Source organism: Spirosoma horti (assembly GCF_054776595.1).
On record NZ_BAAHBQ010000002.1, the window covers coordinates 230,113 to 248,537 of the forward strand.

18 protein-coding genes are annotated in these 18,425 nt (G+C 48.1%); 6 read left to right on the top strand and 12 right to left on the bottom strand.

The features are described 5' to 3' along the window. Positions 1 to 174: 174 nt before the first annotated feature. Entirely contained in the window at positions 175 to 1,479 is a 1,305-nt protein-coding gene (locus ACYVAM_RS04985) for a hypothetical protein (protein ID WP_461064553.1), read from the top strand. A 212-nt stretch (positions 1,480 to 1,691) separates the two neighbouring features. After that, positions 1,692 to 3,791: a ComEA family DNA-binding protein gene (locus ACYVAM_RS04990; RefSeq protein ID WP_461064555.1), complete on the top strand. Its 2,100-nt coding sequence runs from the start codon at positions 1,692 to 1,694 to the stop codon at positions 3,789 to 3,791. A gap of 25 nt (positions 3,792 to 3,816) precedes the next feature. Here the strand turns inward: ACYVAM_RS04990 and ACYVAM_RS04995 are convergent, their stop codons facing one another. Both ACYVAM_RS04995 and ACYVAM_RS05000 read right to left on the bottom strand, forming a co-directional pair. Then, a complete protein-coding gene (locus ACYVAM_RS04995) occupies positions 3,817 to 4,563 on the bottom strand; it encodes an ABC transporter ATP-binding protein (protein ID WP_461064557.1) in 747 nt (248 codons plus the stop codon). A gap of 98 nt (positions 4,564 to 4,661) precedes the next feature. Then, on the bottom strand, positions 4,662 to 5,393 hold the full coding sequence (locus ACYVAM_RS05000) for an MlaE family ABC transporter permease (RefSeq protein WP_461064559.1): 732 nt from the start codon (positions 5,391 to 5,393) through the stop codon (positions 4,662 to 4,664). Between the two features lie 181 nt (positions 5,394 to 5,574). Between ACYVAM_RS05000 and ACYVAM_RS05005 the strand changes: the two genes are divergently transcribed. Then, positions 5,575 to 6,249, top strand: a complete 675-nt coding sequence (locus tag ACYVAM_RS05005; protein WP_461064561.1) for an SDR family oxidoreductase — start codon at positions 5,575 to 5,577, stop codon at positions 6,247 to 6,249. A 142-nt stretch (positions 6,250 to 6,391) separates the two neighbouring features. Then, entirely contained in the window at positions 6,392 to 7,306 is a 915-nt protein-coding gene (locus ACYVAM_RS05010) for an ROK family protein (protein ID WP_461064563.1), read from the top strand. 79 nt (positions 7,307 to 7,385) lie between these two features. Here the strand turns inward: ACYVAM_RS05010 and murB are convergent, their stop codons facing one another. After that, complete coding sequence (murB, locus tag ACYVAM_RS05015; protein ID WP_461064565.1) at positions 7,386 to 8,411, bottom strand: UDP-N-acetylmuramate dehydrogenase; 1,026 nt, start codon at positions 8,409 to 8,411, stop codon at positions 7,386 to 7,388. A 122-nt stretch (positions 8,412 to 8,533) separates the two neighbouring features. Here murB and ACYVAM_RS05020 point away from each other — a divergent pair, with 122 nt between their 5' ends. Together ACYVAM_RS05020 and gmd are read left to right on the top strand one after the other, a co-directional pair. After that, positions 8,534 to 9,103, top strand: a complete 570-nt coding sequence (locus ACYVAM_RS05020; protein WP_461064567.1) for an SPOR domain-containing protein — start codon at positions 8,534 to 8,536, stop codon at positions 9,101 to 9,103. 82 nt (positions 9,104 to 9,185) lie between these two features. Continuing rightward, positions 9,186 to 10,298: a GDP-mannose 4,6-dehydratase gene (gene gmd, locus ACYVAM_RS05025; protein ID WP_461064569.1), complete on the top strand. Its 1,113-nt coding sequence runs from the start codon at positions 9,186 to 9,188 to the stop codon at positions 10,296 to 10,298. Positions 10,299 to 10,423: 125 nt separating this feature from the next. On the opposite strand, the gene ACYVAM_RS05030 is transcribed toward gmd, so the two are convergent. From ACYVAM_RS05030 to ACYVAM_RS05070, 9 genes are all read right to left on the bottom strand, one after another. Continuing rightward, entirely contained in the window at positions 10,424 to 11,947 is a 1,524-nt protein-coding gene (locus ACYVAM_RS05030) for a Do family serine endopeptidase (RefSeq protein ID WP_461064571.1), read from the bottom strand. Between the two features lie 209 nt (positions 11,948 to 12,156). After that, on the bottom strand, positions 12,157 to 12,603 hold the full coding sequence (locus ACYVAM_RS05035; protein ID WP_461064573.1) for an Hsp20/alpha crystallin family protein: 447 nt from the start codon (positions 12,601 to 12,603) through the stop codon (positions 12,157 to 12,159). A 234-nt stretch (positions 12,604 to 12,837) separates the two neighbouring features. After that, positions 12,838 to 13,599, bottom strand: coding sequence for a ribonuclease III (gene rnc / locus ACYVAM_RS05040; RefSeq protein ID WP_461064575.1), 762 nt, complete (start codon positions 13,597 to 13,599; stop codon positions 12,838 to 12,840). Between the two features lie 3 nt (positions 13,600 to 13,602). After that, entirely contained in the window at positions 13,603 to 14,853 is a 1,251-nt protein-coding gene (gene fabF / locus ACYVAM_RS05045; RefSeq protein WP_461064577.1) for a beta-ketoacyl-ACP synthase II, read from the bottom strand. 147 nt (positions 14,854 to 15,000) lie between these two features. Then, positions 15,001 to 15,240 (bottom strand): acyl carrier protein, encoded by a 240-nt coding sequence (locus ACYVAM_RS05050; protein ID WP_012929621.1) that lies wholly within the window; start codon positions 15,238 to 15,240, stop codon positions 15,001 to 15,003. Between the two features lie 155 nt (positions 15,241 to 15,395). Continuing rightward, positions 15,396 to 16,244 (bottom strand): TIGR01459 family HAD-type hydrolase, encoded by an 849-nt coding sequence (locus tag ACYVAM_RS05055; RefSeq protein WP_461064578.1) that lies wholly within the window; start codon positions 16,242 to 16,244, stop codon positions 15,396 to 15,398. Between the two features lie 116 nt (positions 16,245 to 16,360). Continuing rightward, the gene (locus tag ACYVAM_RS05060; RefSeq protein ID WP_461064580.1) at positions 16,361 to 17,014 is read right to left on the bottom strand and encodes an SCO family protein; all 654 of its coding nucleotides are present in this window, start codon (positions 17,012 to 17,014) and stop codon (positions 16,361 to 16,363) included. Further along, the gene (locus ACYVAM_RS05065; protein ID WP_461064582.1) at positions 16,986 to 17,594 is read right to left on the bottom strand and encodes a toxin-antitoxin system YwqK family antitoxin; all 609 of its coding nucleotides are present in this window, start codon (positions 17,592 to 17,594) and stop codon (positions 16,986 to 16,988) included. Before ACYVAM_RS05065 ends, ACYVAM_RS05060 begins: the two co-directional genes overlap by 29 nt. Further along, positions 17,536 to 18,366: a YHYH protein gene (locus tag ACYVAM_RS05070; protein WP_461064584.1), complete on the bottom strand. Its 831-nt coding sequence runs from the start codon at positions 18,364 to 18,366 to the stop codon at positions 17,536 to 17,538. The genes ACYVAM_RS05065 and ACYVAM_RS05070 overlap by 59 nt, the downstream gene beginning before the upstream one ends. Between the last annotated feature and the right edge of the window lie 59 nt (positions 18,367 to 18,425).

Genomic DNA, 18,425 nt, shown 5'->3' on the forward strand with positions numbered 1-18,425 from the left:
AAAAGTCTCAGGGTGTCCCTGACAAATCGGAACGAAATTTGTTTCAATTACCCACAGGGTTTACCCACTGTAGTATTGAATCATGGTGTACAGCCCGTTGCATTTGATTTCTTCATGGACAACAGCCGGTTTGTGGCCGAAAGTTATATATTTACAAAACAAAGGCTTTTCCTAATGTCGAACAAGTTTAACGCCAACGCCCTCACAGAATATAGCAAGTCTTATGCTCGCCGGATCGCGTCCGATTTCTACCAGCATCATGCAACCATCAATGGTCAGCAAATTCTGTCGCTAACGCCCATTAATCAGATTAACCTGTTCGTTATTAGTAGCTTGTCTGATAAGTGGCAGGCAGACGCAGCTAAGTTTCGGAGCCCCTATTTTGATTTTACCGACGCCGATGTGGAGGAGGCTTTGCGCAACTTTATGAACGTTGTGTCGCAGCATATTTCGGTTCGGCGCGAGCATCTCGAACCATTATTGGCGGATGCGACTCGTCGGACGATCATTATGATCTTTGATCCCCGGGCTTACTTTGATGACGTGCTCCGAAGTCAGCCTGAGTTTACCGTAACGGTCGATGTCATTAGGCAAATGGTGCGGTACACGAAGATCAATCAATTCATCCCGACCCATATTATGCAGCGCATGAACGGTAAGCCGTTCGTGTATGTCAATCAGGCACTGGGTTTTTTGGACGAAGTGTTGAGCCAGCGTGCCCATGAGCTCGAACATTACGATAAGTTTGTGGCGCTTTTCTCGGAGAAGCTGCCCATGGATGTAGCGGGCCTGCTTCGTAGTCATGTACCCGATAGTATTCCCGGCGCTCCCCAGCGGTCGTTTTTCGATACCGCTACCGAACCATCGGTTCCACCAGCTCCTTTGGTAGCTACGGAGGCCACTATACCAGCACCAACAGCGGAGTCATTAGCCGACAGCCCGGCCAGCAATACACCAGCGACACCCCCGCAGGAATCTCCGGCAAAGTCAGCTTTTACCAGATCAGCCGATGAGTCGACGGCTACGGGTGGTGTCCTGTTCCTTGACCGGACCAGCGGGCCAGATCCCGTTTCGCCCATCAGTCAGCCGTCGCAGTTACCAGCTACAGATATCACCCAACCCGGCATACCTCAACAAGCGCAGCCTGACACCTCTGTTGAGGCCAAACCGACGCTGAATGATACCTTGCGCGAAAGCACACCTGCCGAGCCCACAACAGTAGCCGAAACATTCCATCGCGCGCCTATCGAGAGTGTTGCCCGCAGTATTTCACTGAATCAGAAGTTTCGCTTCATCAATCAGTTGTTCAACGGAAATTCGAGTGCGTACAATCAGGCGGTGGAGGAAATCGATACACTGAACAATTATGGACAGGCACTCGATTTAATCTCCTATCGTTATGCTTCGCAGTATTTGTGGGACATGAGCAGCGATGAAGTAAGCGAACTGGTTGAGATTCTGAAACGCCGGTTTGCCTGAAACTCACATCAATAGCCCGCTGATTTTTATGGTCAGGATGATTTTCGAAAGATGCTTGTAGAGGAATTATTTTAGTCTTTTGGTACTCTCCTTTCGTAAATCCCAGCTAAATCATCCTGACCACAAAAATCATCGGGCTACAGCCACATTACATATGTAACCTTTGTGCGGTATATTCGTCATAGACCTTATTCACTTGGTTAGTAAGGCCTTTGCGAAACGTTTATCTGCTCACTGTGGCCGGGTGGCTGATCGTTTGTTCAGCTTTTTGCCAGGCTAACCGACCTGTTTATCGAGTTCCTGATGGATCAGCCGATGCACTGAGCCAGCGTTTGCAGGATCTATTTCCCGTACAGACTGAAGGCGTCGATTACCAGTCGGTGTACGATGGCTTAACGCAACTCTACGCCAGTCCGCTCGATTTAAATATTGCTACGCGCGATGAGTTAGAAGCAACGTACCTCCTCTCGCAACGCCAACTGAGCAGTTTAGCTGCCTATCGGGCTGAATTTGGGAATCTCTTATCTGTTTATGAGCTACAGGCCGTACCAGACTTCGACGTGCCGACCATTCGGCGGCTATTGCCTTTTGTAACAGTAGGCGGTAACCAGGGGTTATTCGGTGCTTACACGACCCCAACGGATAACTACCTGATTGTTCGTTACGAACGACTTGTCGAAAACCAAAAGGGCTTTTCAGACGCCACACCCGATAAGAAAGGAAACCTCCCGACGCGGTATCTGGGTAGCCCTGGTCAATGGTATGCCCGCTATCGGTACAGCCGCCCTCGTGCGTTCAGCGTTGGCCTGACTGTGGAGCAGGACCCCGGTGAGCAGTGGGGATGGCAGCCTTCGGCACGTCGGTATGGCGTCGATTATGTATCCTTCCACGCGCAGGTGCAGAACCGGGGGAAATGGCGTAATTTATTGATTGGTGACTATCAACTGCAAATTGGGCAGGGATTGGTTCTGTCGGCAGGTTTTGTACTAGGCAAAAGTGCCGAAACGGTGCAAACTGTTCGTCGTCCAACGCTGGGTGCCCGGCCCTTTACATCGCTCACGGAATATGGTTATTTTCGGGGCGCAACGGCAACGTATAGCCTGCAATCCAATCTGGATTTAACCCTTATGGCCGCTCGTAACCGACGCGATGCCAATCGTGCTACGGACAGTCTGGGAGTGGGCGTTGTGGCTACGTCCTTACAAACGTCTGGTTTGCACCGTACGATATCAGAACGCGACGATCAGGGAAGTTTGCTGGAAACAAATATTGGTTTGCATCTGCTCTATCATAATCGGCAGCAGGTTCAACTGGGCGTAACGGTGCTACGCACCAGCTTTGACACCTTTTTTCGTCGGCGCGATCTGGCTTACAATCAGTATGAGTTTACAGGCAGGCAGAATTTAGTGGCTGGTCTTCACGGTGGCTACATCTGGCGGAACTGGAACCTGTTTGGTGAAGTAGCCCGTAGCAGCGGCTCTGTTACGAATTCGGGTGGGATTGGGGCTGTGGGCGGGGCGCTGGTCAGTCTGACAAAAAAGGTAGATATGTCGCTGATCATGCGGCATTATGACCGCAATTTTCATAGTTTCTACAGCAACGGATTCAGCGAAGGCAGTCGAACGATTAACGAATCCGGGGTTTATCTAGGATTGAAATACACGGTTTATCGTAAGCTAACGTTGGGGGGCTTTGTTGATTATTTCCGTTTTCCTTGGCTAAAATATCTGGTGGACAAACCGTCCAAAGGGTTTGATTATTTGCTCCAGGCCCGTTACTCACCCAATCGGCAGACAACCTTTTACGCGCTTTACCACGAAGAGCATAAAGAGAAAAACCTAACCATAGATAATGTTAAAGACGTAGTGAGAACCACACGCCGTAGCTACGTACTCAACGCCGACTATAAGCTTCGGCGCAGGCTATCGCTTCGTTCGCGGGTGCAGTGGGGTGGGTTTGGTTATGCGGGACAGCCGCCCTCGCGAGGGTTTGTGTTGGTGCAGGATGCCACGCTGGAGGTACGAAAATTTAGCCTGAGTGGCCGGATTGCTTTATTTGGTACGGATGATTACGACAGCCGACAGTATGTTTATGAGCGCGATGTTCTGTATGCGTTCTCCTTTCCCGCTTATTTTAACCAGGGTGTCCGGCATTATTTATTGGCTCAATATAATCTGAGTCGCCATCTGGATATTTGGGTACGATGGGCCAGAACAGACCTCACCAATCAGGATACGGTTGGCTCCGCCCTTGATCAAATCAATGCGTCTCATAAGTCCGAAGTGAAAATACAGGCCCGTTGGCGGTTTTGAGGGGCTGAGCCATCATGCGTACACATTACTTTTCCATTTCCCGAATCAGCTTGTTAGCATTTATAAATTCATTCAATTCTTTCACGTTTGAATGGATGAGCGTACTGCTGTCTCCCTGCCAGAGCTTGTGGCCTTCATAAAGAAACATAATCTGCTCGCCAATCTCCATCATCGAGTTCATATCGTGGGTGATCACAACGGTCGTAATTTGATACTCGTCGGTGATTTCAGAAATGAGCTGATCAATTTTAATGGATGTTAGTGGGTCCAGACCAGAGTTCGGTTCATCACAGAACAAATATTTGGGATTTAGGACAATGGCCCGGGCAATGCCAACCCGTTTTTTCATCCCGCCACTAATTTCGGACGGCATCCTGTCGCCCGCCTGGTCCAGCCCAACACGCCGTAAGCACTCCTGCGCCCGGTCTACCTTTTCACTTTCCGATTGATCGGTGAGCATATCCAGTGGGAAACGAACGTTTTCCAGAACGGTCTTCGAGTCAAACAGCGCCGAGCCCTGAAACAGGACCCCCATTTCGCGCCGAATGGCCTTTTGCGCTTCCAGATCGCTGGTCAGAAAGTCTCGCCCGTCATACAGAACCTGGCCGGAGTCAGGTTTGATGAGCCCAATCATACACTTTAGCAGCACACTCTTACCGGTGCCACTACCACCAATAATCAGGCTTGTGTCGCCCGGTTTGAAGCTCCCATCGATACCCGCCAGCACTTGTCGATCGCCGAACGATTTCGTAATGTTTTTAATGTCAATCATAGCCAATGATAGAATGAGTGAGTGATAGAATAAGTGAATGAATAATAGGTTTGCTTCCGTGATTCATTCACTCATTCTATCACTCACTCATTCAAAATTTACGTAAGTAACAACTGGGTGAGCACAAAGTCGGCGGCTACAATGGCAATACAACTGTTAGTAACAGCAGATGTCGATGCGGCACCTACTTCGAGCGCCCCCCCGCTAACGTTGTACCCCTGATAGGCCGAAATGGTCGAGATCAGGAAGGCAAATACGGTGGTTTTAATAAGCGCAAATGCAATACCAAAAGGCTTGTAATCAAAACGTAAGCCAGTTACATAATCCTCTGCGGATATGACACTCGCCAACGTACCGGCAATATAACCGCCTAGAATGGCCAGAAAAGCCGCCATAATAACCAGCAGTGGAAACATCAGAACCGATGCAACCACTTTGGGTAGTATCAGATAGGAGCTTGAGTTGATGCCCATAACCTCCAGCGCATCGACTTGTTCGGTAATACGCATCGTCCCTAATTCACTGGCAATATTTGACCCCACTTTACCCGCCAATACAATACACGATAGGGTAGGGGCCAGCTCCAGAATAGAACTGTCGCGTACAATAAGGGCGATAATATACTTCGGTACAAACGGATTGGTCAGGTTATAGGCTGTTTGAACGCAGGTAACGGCACCAATGAAGATATTGACCAGGGCAACTATAAAGATAGACCCGACGCCGATCGACATGCACTCATTTAAAATAAGGCCCACATAAACACGGAATTTCTCCCGGTTGCGGAAGAGGGTACCCAAAAAGATAAAATAACTACCTAATCGTGACATATAAGCGTGTAGAAAACAGTTGAACCTTGTTGAGGGTGGTCTGATTGGTATCCATTCGGGAGAACCCCCGTTAAGAGAGAATGGTTTCTGATGTAACTTGCGGCACCGCTTATCCCGATGGATAGCGGTTTAACTGCAAAGCAGGTTTTGCTGCGCAGGTTGACTCAGATTATCGTTAGTTATGAACCCATTGATTGTGGTAACCGGTGGCTCCAAAGGCATCGGTCGCGCGATTGCCAACCGATTTGTCGCCGAAGGTTTCGATGCCATTATTTGTGCCCGTTCGGTCGATGGCATCCGGGAACCCGGTTTGTTGCCTGTTGCCGCCGATCTGTCGACGCGTGATGGTGTCAATCACTTACTCAACTATATTCATTCGCTCAATCGGCCCGTCGATGTGCTGGTTAACAATACGGGCGTATTTCTGCCAGGTCAGATTCAGAACGAAGCCGAGGGCACGTTCGAGCAACTGATGAGTACCAATGTCGCGAGTGCGTATCATCTAACGCGCGGGCTGGTGGGTAACATGGTGGCCCGTCGGAAGGGACATATTTTTATGATGTGCTCTACCGCCAGTATTACGGCTTATACGAACGGGGGCTCTTATTGTATTTCTAAATTCGCGTTGCTGGGCATGAGCCGGGTGTTGCGCGAGGAACTGAAACCACATGACGTGAAGGTAACGGCCATCCTGCCGGGAGCCACGCTTACTGACAGCTGGGCCGGAACGGATCTGCCCGAAGAGCGCTTTTTAAAACCGGATGATGTGGCCGATAGCGCCTGGGCAGCCTATTCGCTCTCTAAAAGCGCCGTTATTGAAGAAATGCTTATTCGCCCTCAATTAGGCGATATTTAAGCTGGATGAAGGCCCGGATTGGGTAGGAACTAAGCAATCGGCTACCAACGCATGCCTATGGACTACCTACTTTTTGTATCTTGCGCCGATTTACGCGTCCCTGACCTGCTAATTGTTCACCATAAACTGACCAATATTAAGAATGGCTTCCGTTGAGTATCTGGGTATCGACGTCGGCGGTACGAACGTCAAAATGGGTATTGTCGATGCCAATACCGGTAAAATTTCTAATTTCTACAGCCACGACACCATTAGCTGGCGGGAATCAGGACACTTTGTTGATCGCTTTGGTGATGCCGTTGCGTTGCAATTACTAGCGAATAAAGAGGTAAAAAAAGTTGGTATAGGGTTGCCGGGTATGCTCAATCGAGAGCGGACTATCCCCCTCGAAATCACGGCTATTCCGGAAATCAATGACATTCCGATGGTCGATTTGCTAAGCAAGCGGTTTCCGGGTGTTCAGTTTTTTCTGGCGAACGATGCCAATGCAGCAGCGTTGGGGGAATATTATTTTGCTGAAGAGAAAATTACGGAAAATTATATTTTCATTACGCTTGGCACGGGTGTTGGTGGTGCAGCCATTATCAACAAAAAAATATTCACCGGGGGCGATGGCAATGCCATGGAGCCTGGCCATATCCCTTCCCGCAATGGCCGGGTACTGGAGCGGAATATTGGTAAAAAAGAATTACTCGATTTAGCGAACGAGCGCCGAAAAGAGTACAAAGGCGAAACTCACTTAGCCAGCGATGGGTCGATTTCGACAACCGGATTGGTCGCTGCTGCGGCAGAAGGTGATGAACTGGCGCTTCAGGTCTGGACCGAAGTCGGCGAAATGTTGGGCGAAGGCTTAGCTTCGCTAATTAAAATTCTGGATATCAAGCAAGTGCTAATTGGCGGTGGCTTGTCTGCTTCGTTCGATTATATTCTGCCTGCTGTTAATAAAACGCTGGAGTACTGGCTGAATCCCTACTACAAAAACGGCTTGAGTATTAAACGAGCTACACTCGGTAATGACGCAGGGCTGCTCGGAGCCGCTTCACTCTGCTTCGACTAAATGAATCGATTGAACCAGTCTTAACGTAGACAGGGGAGACAAGTTTGTCTCCCCTGTCTACGTTAAGACTGGTTTTCTGTTAAATGACGTTTACTTCGGGCGAAATCGTTACGCCAAATGTGTCCAGTACAGATTGCTGCACTTTCCTGGCCAGTGACATAATTTCGTTGCCGGTAGCCTTATCGTAGTTGACAAGTACCAGCGCCTGTTTGGCATGCACCCCCGCATCGCCGGATCGATACCCTTTCCAGCCAGCCTGCTCAATTAGCCAACCCGCCGGCACTTTCACTACATCGTCCCCTATGGGATAGCCCGGCAAAGCCGGATACGTTGCTTTCAGGCTATCGAACTGGCTTTTAATAATCTCAGGATTTTTGAAAAAACTTCCTGCATTACCAATCTGCGCTGGATCGGGCAGTTTGCTGCGTCGAATTCGAATCACGGCATCGCTGATCGCCTTAATGGACAATGTTTCGTCCGTTACGCCCATTTCGGTCAGCGTTTCCTGAATAGCGCCGTAACGTGTATGGAACGTTGGCCGCTTGTTTAGCTGGAACGTAACGCTCGTAATAATGTACTGGCCTTTTAGCTCCCGCTTAAATACGCTCTCCCGATACCCAAAGGCGCAGTCGGCATGGGCAAACGTTTTCTTTTCGCTGGTAAGAATGTGGATGGCCGTAAGCGACTCAAATACCTGTTCCAGTTCAACACCATAGGCACCGATGTTCTGCATGGGAGCAGCGCCCACTGTGCCGGGTATGAGCGATAGGTTCTCCATGCCTGCATAGCCGTGGCCAACGCAAAATAGAACCAGCTCATGCCAATTGACTCCCGCACCGGCCCTGATGTATACATGATTGTCATCGTCGCGAATGACATCGATGCCCTGAATATTCATTTTAACCACCAACCCATCGAAGTCATGGCATAGCAGAACATTACTACCGCCACCAAGGATCAATTTGGGTTGATTGATAAAGTCACTCAATTGAAGTACCGTCTGAAGGTCTTCCTCACTATTAACCTCGACCCAATACCGTGCGTTGGCATCAATTCCAAACGTGTTATAGGGTTTGAGCGATACGTGGCTTTGTATGTTCAGCATGTACTAAGCGTAATAAACGGTCAAAATTAACCAAATTATAGGAGGGGTTTATACAGATGATCGTTGGTTTGGTTTATTCCAGCCGCAAATGATTATTTTTACCCATTAATTCAAAGATGGTTATGCGTTGCCGATTTGCGGAAAGTATTGCATTTAGTTTATTACTTATGACGGGTTGTGCCACTAGCCGCTCGGTTACAACGGCTGTTGATTACAATAGTTACAATGAAGATCTGTCGTCGGTACGCCCTGTCTATAACCCGACAGCAACAGCTATTCCAACCACTACACCGCCACCCGTACCAACAGCTGCTCCTGCCCCTCGCCGGACAGATACGCGCAAGCCAAACGCACCCATAGAAGCTCTTCACATTAACCGTCGGCTCGATATGGTACTCGATACCATTGCCATGCAGAACCGTTCGATACGGTATGCTCCTGGTTTTCGTATTCAGGTTTATGTAGGCACGCAGCGAAAAGAAGTTGATGCGGCCAGATTGCTTCTTTCCCAGGAATTCCCGGAGCTGAGCCCTTATCTGAGTTATACGCAGCCAACGTATAAGCTTAAGGTGGGCGACTTTATGCGTCGGATGGATGCCGAACGGTACTATGCATCGATACGGCGTCTTATCGAATCAGCGCAGCTCCAACCCGACAAAGTGGACATTCGTCGTAGCCTGTTAATAAAATAAGTTATAAAATTTGCCTACCGGACATTACCTTTGGTCAATTTGATACACCTTTAGGCGTTGGCCTTGACCAGTTTATACTGATATGAAAAAAGCATTAGTTACCGGAATTACCGGCCAGGATGGGGCTTATCTGACCCAATTACTACTAGAAAAAGGATACGAAGTACATGGTATCAAGCGCCGAAGCTCACTCTTCAATACACAGCGGATTGACCACCTGTACGAAGACCCACACGAGAAAAACATACACCTCAAGCTTCATTACGGCGATCTGTCCGATTCGACCAATATTATCCGCATCATTCAGGAAGTTCAACCCGACGAAATCTACAACCTCGGTGCTATGTCGCACGTACGGGTTAGTTTCGATGAGCCAGAATACACCGCTCAGGTAGATGGAATTGGTACGTTACGTATATTGGAAGCAGTTCGGCTGCTTGGCCTTACCGAAAAAACCCGTATCTATCAGGCATCAACGTCTGAGCTGTATGGCGGTGTTCAGGGTCATGCCCAGTCAGAAACAACCCCATTTTATCCCCGTTCACCCTACGCTGTCGCTAAATTATATGGCTACTGGATTACGGTGAACTACCGCGAAGCCTACAACATGTATGCTTGTAACGGTATTCTGTTCAACCACGAATCGCCACTACGGGGCGAAACATTCGTGACGCGTAAAATTACACGGGCAGTATCGCGGATTGGTCTTGGCTTACAGGATAAGGTATATCTGGGTAATATGGACTCGCTGCGCGACTGGGGGCATGCCAAAGACTATGTTGAGGCTATGTATCTGATTCTGCAACAGGAAAAACCGGAAGATTTCGTGATTGCAACGGGTGTAACAACCAGCGTACGTGATTTTGTTCGGATGTCATTCTCAGAAATTGGTGTTGAACTGGCATTTACCGGCGAAGGCGTCAACGAAGTAGGTACGGTTGTGAGCTCGACTAACCCTGATTTCCCGGTTGCGGTGGGTCAGACAGTTGTTTGTGTCGATCCTCGCTATTTCCGTCCAACAGAAGTAGACCTGTTGCTGGGCGATCCTACCAAAGCCATGTCGAAACTAAATTGGACGCCGAAATACGACCTTCCTGCGCTGGTAAAAGACATGATGACCGCTGATATCAATCTATTCCGTCGGGACCAGCTCCTGGCCAGCAGTGGACATCAGGTTCTGAATTATTTTGAATAGTTGCTAGCCAGTTTCTAGCTTATCTTTCTGGACGGTCGGGTTTAAATACCCGACCGTTTTTTTAGGCACAAAAAAAGCGTCGGGTTTTAAGAACCCGACGCCAAATACTATTAAGAACGTGCTGATTACACAGGGACTGCGTAGTAGTACATCCGTGAACTGTTGGGGTACATACCGATAAGCATCAGTCCTTCGCCCTCTTTCACCGACGACATAATTGCCTGAAGGTCTTTTGTTGTTTTAACGTTCTTACCGTTCGCTTTCACAATAATGAATCCTTCTTCTACATCGGTTTCAGCTAACTTACCGTCCGTAATTTTCTTTACCCGGACACCACCGGTAATACCCAGTTGTTTAGCATCCTGAGCCGATAAATCTTCGAAGCTGGCACCCAGCGTACTCAACGATGTGTTCGCGGCTGCTACATCGGCTTTCTTGATCACATCCCGGCCACCGTTGCGGTTACGCAGCTCAACTTTGAAGTCACGCTCGGTACCATCCCGGTTAACGGTTACATTAACAATATCACCTGGACGGCGACGACCAATGATCTCACGCATCTGGGCGTCCGAATCAAGCGTCTGACCTTCCATTTTCACGATAACGTCGCCTTTTTTCAAACCAGCAGCTTCGGCAGCGCCTTTTTCGACAACGCTTTCAACATAAATACCACGGCCAATTTTTGCGCCTTTTTCTTTAGCTACCGTGCTGTTCAGTTCGATAGGCAGAATGCCGATATAGCCACGTTGTACGTTACCATATTTGAGCAAGTCGGCCGATACTTTTTTAACCAGCGAAACAGGTACTGCGAAGCCATAGCCACTATAGTAACCAGTTGCCGAAGCGATAGCCGAGTTAATACCCACTAATTCGCCACGTAGGTTGACCAGCGCACCACCCGAGTTACCTGGGTTAATGGCTGCATCCGTTTGGATGAATGCTTCTACCGGAGAATCAGGCTTGGCATCCGTCTTGCTGATATTTTGGTCTAAAATACCAATCCGACGACCTTTGGCACTAACAATACCAGCTGTAACAGTCGATTCCAGGTCGAGCGGATAACCAACGGCTAATACCCATTCACCCAATTTCAAGGCGTCCGAATCGCCCAGCGTAATGGCTGGAAGGTTGTTGGCATCTACTTTAATAACGGCTAAGTCAGTTAGTGGGTCGGTACCGATAACTTTTGCTTTGAAGCTCCGTTTGTCGGTCATAATAACTTCTACTTCATCGGCATCCTGAACAACGTGGTTGTTGGTAACGATATAACCATCCTTGCTGATGATTACCCCCGAGCCGGAAGCCTGGCCTTGCTGACGGCGTGGCTGCCGCTGGCTACCACCGAATTCGTCCCCAAAAAACTCCCGGAAAATATCAGGAACCTGCTGTTGGCGTACTGTACGCGTCATGGTGGTTCGGATGTGAACAACCATTGGTGTTACGGCTTCTGCCGCTGTAGAGAAATCGCCGGGAACACCACTTGGGTTGTTGCCGGGCATGGAGGCTAATCGCCCAGTAATCGTCTGAATTGGCGACGATTCGTTAAAAATTACATCCCGGTTGTTGAAGCCCAACAGGTTGTAAGCAGCCAACGTTACAACACTCGAGAGGAGTGCCATCAACGCCAATAATTTCCAGTTGCTTTTCATAATAAATGGGAAAATCTAATTGCTTTCTTTTTGTGTTAAAGGCAGTGGTTGTCTGTCTGATACTATAACGGAAAGTAGCGTCTGAAAAATCCGGCTACTGTGCGTCCTTAACAAAATTTAACAGGGCTTTGTTACCGGATAATTAGGTAATGAAAAGCCCGTGAGCACGACGCTCATCGGGCTTTTTTTGTACTAGTAAACAGGCCTGATCAACCACCTATTTCGATCTGCCGTGGTGGTTTCACTTTAGCTTCTTCGCGTTTGGGAACCTCAATTTTTAGAAGTCCATCGGTATAGGTTGCCTGAATGTGTTCGGCATCTATTGAGCTGGGCAAGGTGAAGGTCCGCTGAAATGACGAGTAGCTAAACTCCTTTCGGGTGTATTTTTCATGCCCTTTTTCAGCTTCTTCTTTTTGTGTTTCCTGACTAGCAGAAATGGTCAGGTTATTGTGATTCAGATTGAGTTTAAAATCCTCTTTCTTCAAACCAGGGGCGGCAACCTCAATCCGGAAGCCATCCTGATGCTCGACCACATTTACGGCCGGAACGTTTATCACTCCAGAGCCACTGGCATTAAAAAAGTCGTTCATGTCGCGTCCGAAAAAATTCTCGATCAACGATGGAAAGTGGTCGTTGGTGCGCATTAACGTATTCATGACTACTACGGTTTTAGGTTTGAAAATAGATTAACTAATTCTGAATAGCTATTTTCAAACCTTGTGCCAGTTGATTTACCAAGCAAATTTCTGATAATTTGACAGGTACAAAGGCAGCATAAAAGAGTAAAATCTGACAGAATGACGCCTACGCGCACAAGCTAGTACCAATGTCGGCAAATTTGACAAATTGAGCATCGATTTTATAACCTACTGATGGGGATGGTAAATGACCTACTTAAGCTCCAGCAATTCAAAGGCTTTCTCGGCGGCAGCCTGTTCGGCTTTTTTCTTGCTGTAGCCACTGCCCGTTGAGAATGGCTCGTCGTTGACCAATACTTGAGATATAAACTCACGGAAATGACTATTTCCTTTCTCCGACACAATTTCGAAGCGGATTTCTTTGCCTTCCCGTTGCGCCCATTCAATCAGGCGGCTTTTGTAGTTGCCATTGTTTTGAACAACGGACTCAATGTCGTAATGAGCTAGTAGATCTTTCAGGATAAATCGGCGTGTGAACCGAAATCCCTTATCCAGATACACCGCTCCAACTAGTGCTTCTAGCGCATCGCCATACATGGATGTGCGGGCCGGTAAGCTACGGGTGCGGCTTCCGTCGTATTCGATAAGCTGGTCGAGGCCAATTTTTCGGGCAATACCGTTCAACGTCTCTCGATTAACGATACGTGAGCGGATTTCTGTCAAAAAACCTTCGTCTTTGTAGGGATACTTTTTAAAAAGAAACTCAGCGATAACCATACCCAAAACGGCATCGCCCAAATACTCCAGCCGCTCGTTCGATTCCCGAAACCCTTCGATCGCCGTTGCTTTCGATGCCGATGTATGGCGCAAGGCGAGTTGGTAAAGCCCTAAATTGGACGGGCGTGCGCCAATGATATGGGCAATCGACCGACGCAGATTCTTACGAGGATCATCGTTGCCAGACCGGAACCAGTCGAGGGGATTAAATAAACTGCGTGGCAGAGCGATTTGCACGACTCAGCTAAGTTTACGGAAAATAACGATCGCGTTGTGACCTCCAAATCCAAAGGCGTTGCTCATCACGGTAGTGATTGGGCGTGCCTGTGCCGTATTGAACGTTAAATTAAAGCGGGAGTCGATTTCCTCGTCGTTCGTGACGTGGTTGATCGTTGGTGGAACAAGTTGGTGTTCCATGGCTTTAATACCGGCAATAGCTTCAACCGCGCCTGCAGCCCCTAGCAAGTGACCCGTCATTGACTTCGTCGAACTGATGTTCAACTTGAACGAATGCTCACCGAACAACTGGTGGATGGCTTTTAGCTCCTGCGGGTCGCCAATAGGGGTAGACGTGCCGTGCGTGTTGATGTAATCAATTTCATCTGGTGCAATACCGGCATCCCGAAGGGCATCTTCCATCGCCAGAAACGCACCTAAGCCTTCTGGGTGAGGAGCGGTGATGTGATAAGCATCCGAAGACATGCCCCCGCCGATCAGTTCGGCATAAATTTTGGCACCCCTCGACTGAGCATGTTCGTATTCTTCCAGGATAAGCGCCCCGGCGCCTTCGCCCAAAACGAAACCATCCCGATCCTTATCGTAAGGACGTGATGCTGTTTCGGGAGAGTCGTTGCGTTCAGAGAGCGCACGGTTCGCATTGAACCCTCCAATCCCCGCCCTGGTAACAGCCGCTTCAGAACCACCCACCACGCACATATTTAATCGGCCCAACCGAATGTAGTTGAATGCGTCGATAATTGCATTGTTGGTGGAGGCACAAGCTGAGACCGTTACATAATTGGTTCCCCGAAAACCGTAGCGCATCGAAATCTGACCGGATGCGCTATCCGCAATCATACGGACAATAAAGAAGGGATTAATCCGGGGTGTACCGTCCCCTTTGGCGTAATCAATCATCTCGTCTTCAAACGATTTGAGACCACCAATGCCGGATCCCCAGATAACACCAACCTTATTTTTGTCGAGCGAATCGAGGTTCATTCCCGAATCTTTCACGGCTTCGTCAGTGGCGATCAAGGCATAATGGGTGAACGCATCCATTTTGCGGGCTTCCTGACGAGGAATGTACTGCGTAACGTCTACGCCTTTAAGTTCGCAGGCGAAACGCGTGCGAAATTTGCTGGCGTCAAACTTCGTAATGGGACCGGCCCCGCTTACACCGGCGGCTAAGCTGTTCCAGTAAGAGGCTACATCATTGCCGATTGGTGTCAACGCACCGAGGCCGGTCACTACTACTCGCTTGAGTGTCATACGGGTTTACTACGTAATGGGAAAAGAAAAACAACGCCGATACCGTATTTGTTGGCGTTGGCTTCACAACTCAGTACCCGCTCCAAGGTAGACCTGGAATAGGCACCGAGATAATTCGTTATGACGTCTGCTAAATCTCGTTGAGACTTATTTACCGATATTTTTCTCCAGGTATTCGATGGCAAGGCCAACGGTAGAGATTTTTTCAGCCTCGTCGTCAGGGATAGGCAGGTTGAATTCTTTTTCAAATTCCATGATCAACTCAACAGTGTCGAGTGAATCGGCCCCTAAATCGTTGGTGAAGCTTGCCTCAGGCGTCACTTCTGATTCTTCAACGCCTAATTTTTCAACAATGATATTCTTTACTTTCTGTGCAATGTCCGACATTTTAGTAGTCCGTTCGAGTTAAAAAACTGCGCAAAGAAACGTATTTACCTTTGTATTATCAAACAATTTTTTAATCCTGAAATCGCTTGCTTATACCCCTGTGAGTGGCTTAACGTTCTCGTAATTAGTATTTTGTAGTGGAAATATGGGCCGAATCAGCGGATTACAACTGACTTGCAAACATAGGTAGGAATGATACCTGTACTCCGAATTAGAACCTCAGCATCCTGCGGTTGCGTATTTCCGGTGAGCACAAGAGCGGTATCCAGACCAAACTTATTACCCCCGAGAATATCTGTTCGAAGGGTATCGCCTACCATCAAAACATCGCGTTTACTAATATGGGTCGCGTTTTCCAGGCGCTCATAGGCAAACATAAAGAGTTGCGCATCGGGTTTGCCAAATTGAATAAACTGTTTTCCTACGATGGCCTCGATCATTCTGGCCACTGCCCCGATTGCAATAGCAATGCGGGTTTTTGAGACTGGATAGGTCGAATCGGTATTCGCGACAATAACGGGTATGTTCCGCTTGCGGAGTAAATTGACCGTTTTAGTCAGGTCGGTATTCCAGTCAAAGCCTTCATCGTCGAGCAAAACCAAGGCATTTATGTCGGCTACATCTTTTAGATCCACCTGGCTAATGGGTAATGTTTTGAGGCCAGTGGTTTCGAGGTAATGGGCTGATTTTTCCGTCCCAAGGTAGGCTACCGTCCCACTGGACACTTTAAGGTCCAGGTACTCCCGTGCCAGCATGCCCGACGAGATGATGCGCTCAGGCGGGATAGCGTAGAGATTTTGCCTATAATAAGATTCAGCTAACTCCTGTGGACTGCGAGAGGCATCATTCGTCAGTACGTAAAAGTCCTTTCCGTTTTCTTTGAGCCAATCGAAGGTGTGTTCAATTCCGGGTAAGAGGCCTTCCGAATTTTTCAGGACACCAAAGGCATCGAAGAAAATAACTTTGTAATTAGCCGCTATAGTTTTGAAATCAGTGAGTTGCATGAGGCACGCGGGAAAGATGAATAGCCATAAGCGAATCTCCGTGTTTACGTTGATCGCTTTGCCGCTGGAATTCTAGAAGAATATTGGTAAAAATACGATATAGGCCGATTCTTCAATCAGTGTTCCTGTAATAAGCTCCGAATATCGGCAATAAGCTGTTGCATTTCCAGCTCCAGAGTGCCATTATAAATACCCCGTATGCGTTTCTGCTTATCGACCAGCAAGAAATGCTCCGTGTGCAAAAATTCGGTGCTGTCTTTGCTAAAGCCTAATTCCTCTTCAGCAAAGTATGACTGTCGGGCTAACTGATAAATAGCTGATTTTGAACCTGTCAACAAATGCCAGTTTTTAGCTTGGATATTATTGGCCCGACTGTAGGCCTTTAGTCGGCCAATGCTATCAATCCAAGGGGTCACACTGTAAGAGAGTAATACCACATTTTTGTTATCCGGAAATGCCTTTTCAACTAGTTTCATATGCCTGGTCATCAGGGGGCAAATACGCCCGCAGGAGGTGAAGAAAAAATCAGCCACGTGAATTTTACCTTCAATATCCTTTTCGCTAATCGTAACGCCATTCTGGTCCCTGAAGGAGAAATTGCTGATCGTGTGTGGAATCTTTTCGGCCAACTCGCTTGCCGATTTAACAAAAATCGGGCTGAAATCGGGCGTATTATAATACGGTAGTTCCGGACCCGTTTCGTTCCGGCAGGCGATTAGCATGAGGCCAATAATCAGTACACTACTTCCTGAGAATACTGTCCGCCACATTTTTGCAGTGTTTGGTGCCCAATAACCCATACCGACGATTGTCCTTAATAATGTAGTTGGTTTTCACTTTTCCCGTCGTATACCAGCTTTGCTGAACGCCCGACTCTTCTCCTTTTTCATAATGCATATTTCGGAACAGCTTCCCATTCGGAAACCATTCCCTGTAACTACCCTCGAACAGATCATTATGAAAATGATACTCAAATTGGAGCCTGCCATTCGGATACCAGCCTTGGTGTGTTCCTTCTTTCCATCCATTAACATACAGTCGTTCGGCCTGACGACGTTTGCCTGGATAAAAAAAATGAGCCAGCCCGTTTTCCTTACCATTGCGAAAAGGCACGGTGAAGAGCGTATCGCCCTGAGTATCGGTTGTGAAGATAATTCCTGAAACGGGGTTGCCCTGTATGGATGTAATCCCTTCGCTGACCTGAATCGAGCACTTATTTGCATCGATATAAACGGGCGTTTCGGACGATGGCTGGCAGGCCACCAGGGCGCCTGCCAGCCACCATATTTTACTACTTCGACCAGGAACCAGCCGTGCCATAATAGCCATTCCCATTAATATACGGAGCATCGGCGGTAGTATGATAATGGTAAGTGCCATTCGGATAATCAGCGGTGGCGGAAGTATGCCCGTGGTAAACATCCAGATCGCTGCTGGTTAGTGTCTTTCCATTCTCGACGGGACCGTATACGGGGAAACCGTCCAGCAAAAACCCAATCAACGCACTGCTTCCTTTGGTCGTCGTTATATAGTTGGGCTCAATATGGTAATGATATTCACTAAATGGGGTTGGGTGGCCTCCATACAAATCGAAGGAAACATACTCATCCTTTCCGGGCGTCAGCAGATTTCCTTCCATCTGATACTGATTGAACAGTGGGACACCATTGATGGCGACGCCAATGGTAGCTGCTCCGAGCGCTTTATGGGTAGAGGCTACTACCGGACTTTTGGGAATTTTGAAGGTGTAACTGAACGAAGAAATCGTATTCGGATTTTGTTGAAAGCCAGAACGGGTGTCTGCTACATAAAGACTGGATGCCCACTGAGTGCCTTTATAATAAGGTGTTTTATGGTCTGGTAAACCCGTCGACTTAATGACAATGTAATCACCTTCTACATAAATTTGAGACGCTCCGTAAATCTTTTTATACACGTCGGCGACACCTGTACCAATGGATGTGATAGTAGTTGTGCTGCTACCGGTTGTCGTGGTTGTGCTGGTGCTGCCGGTTGTTGTCGTAGGCGAAACAGTATCGTTGCTTTTCGAGCAGGAGACGAAGGCTAATGAGCCTATTAGCGCAAATGTGCTCAGTATAGCGGCTAATGGTGGTTTGTTCATGATACAGTTAGTTTCTTTCGTCCTTAGACGAATAGATACTACCGAGTCACTAATTGCTG

What these genes read in the sequence shown, in the direction of transcription:
- ACYVAM_RS04985 (WP_461064553.1), top strand. Translation starts at nt 175, where the DNA reads ATGTCGAACAAGTTTAACGCCAACGCCCTCACAGAATATAGCAAGTCT.
- ACYVAM_RS04995 (WP_461064557.1), bottom strand. Translation starts at nt 4,563, where the DNA reads ATGATTGACATTAAAAACATTACGAAATCGTTCGGCGATCGACAAGTG.
- ACYVAM_RS05000 (WP_461064559.1), bottom strand. Translation starts at nt 5,393, where the DNA reads ATGTCACGATTAGGTAGTTATTTTATCTTTTTGGGTACCCTCTTCCGC.
- ACYVAM_RS05005 (WP_461064561.1), top strand. Translation starts at nt 5,575, where the DNA reads ATGAACCCATTGATTGTGGTAACCGGTGGCTCCAAAGGCATCGGTCGC.
- ACYVAM_RS05010 (WP_461064563.1), top strand. Translation starts at nt 6,392, where the DNA reads ATGGCTTCCGTTGAGTATCTGGGTATCGACGTCGGCGGTACGAACGTC.
- murB (WP_461064565.1), bottom strand. Translation starts at nt 8,411, where the DNA reads ATGCTGAACATACAAAGCCACGTATCGCTCAAACCCTATAACACGTTT.
- ACYVAM_RS05020 (WP_461064567.1), top strand. Translation starts at nt 8,534, where the DNA reads ATGCGTTGCCGATTTGCGGAAAGTATTGCATTTAGTTTATTACTTATG.
- gmd (WP_461064569.1), top strand. Translation starts at nt 9,186, where the DNA reads ATGAAAAAAGCATTAGTTACCGGAATTACCGGCCAGGATGGGGCTTAT.
- ACYVAM_RS05030 (WP_461064571.1), bottom strand. Translation starts at nt 11,947, where the DNA reads ATGAAAAGCAACTGGAAATTATTGGCGTTGATGGCACTCCTCTCGAGT.
- ACYVAM_RS05035 (WP_461064573.1), bottom strand. Translation starts at nt 12,603, where the DNA reads ATGAATACGTTAATGCGCACCAACGACCACTTTCCATCGTTGATCGAG.
- fabF (WP_461064577.1), bottom strand. Translation starts at nt 14,853, where the DNA reads ATGACACTCAAGCGAGTAGTAGTGACCGGCCTCGGTGCGTTGACACCA.
- ACYVAM_RS05050 (WP_012929621.1), bottom strand. Translation starts at nt 15,240, where the DNA reads ATGTCGGACATTGCACAGAAAGTAAAGAATATCATTGTTGAAAAATTA.
- ACYVAM_RS05055 (WP_461064578.1), bottom strand. Translation starts at nt 16,244, where the DNA reads ATGCAACTCACTGATTTCAAAACTATAGCGGCTAATTACAAAGTTATT.
- ACYVAM_RS05060 (WP_461064580.1), bottom strand. Translation starts at nt 17,014, where the DNA reads ATGTGGCGGACAGTATTCTCAGGAAGTAGTGTACTGATTATTGGCCTC.
- ACYVAM_RS05065 (WP_461064582.1), bottom strand. Translation starts at nt 17,594, where the DNA reads ATGCTCCGTATATTAATGGGAATGGCTATTATGGCACGGCTGGTTCCT.
- ACYVAM_RS05070 (WP_461064584.1), bottom strand. Translation starts at nt 18,366, where the DNA reads ATGAACAAACCACCATTAGCCGCTATACTGAGCACATTTGCGCTAATA.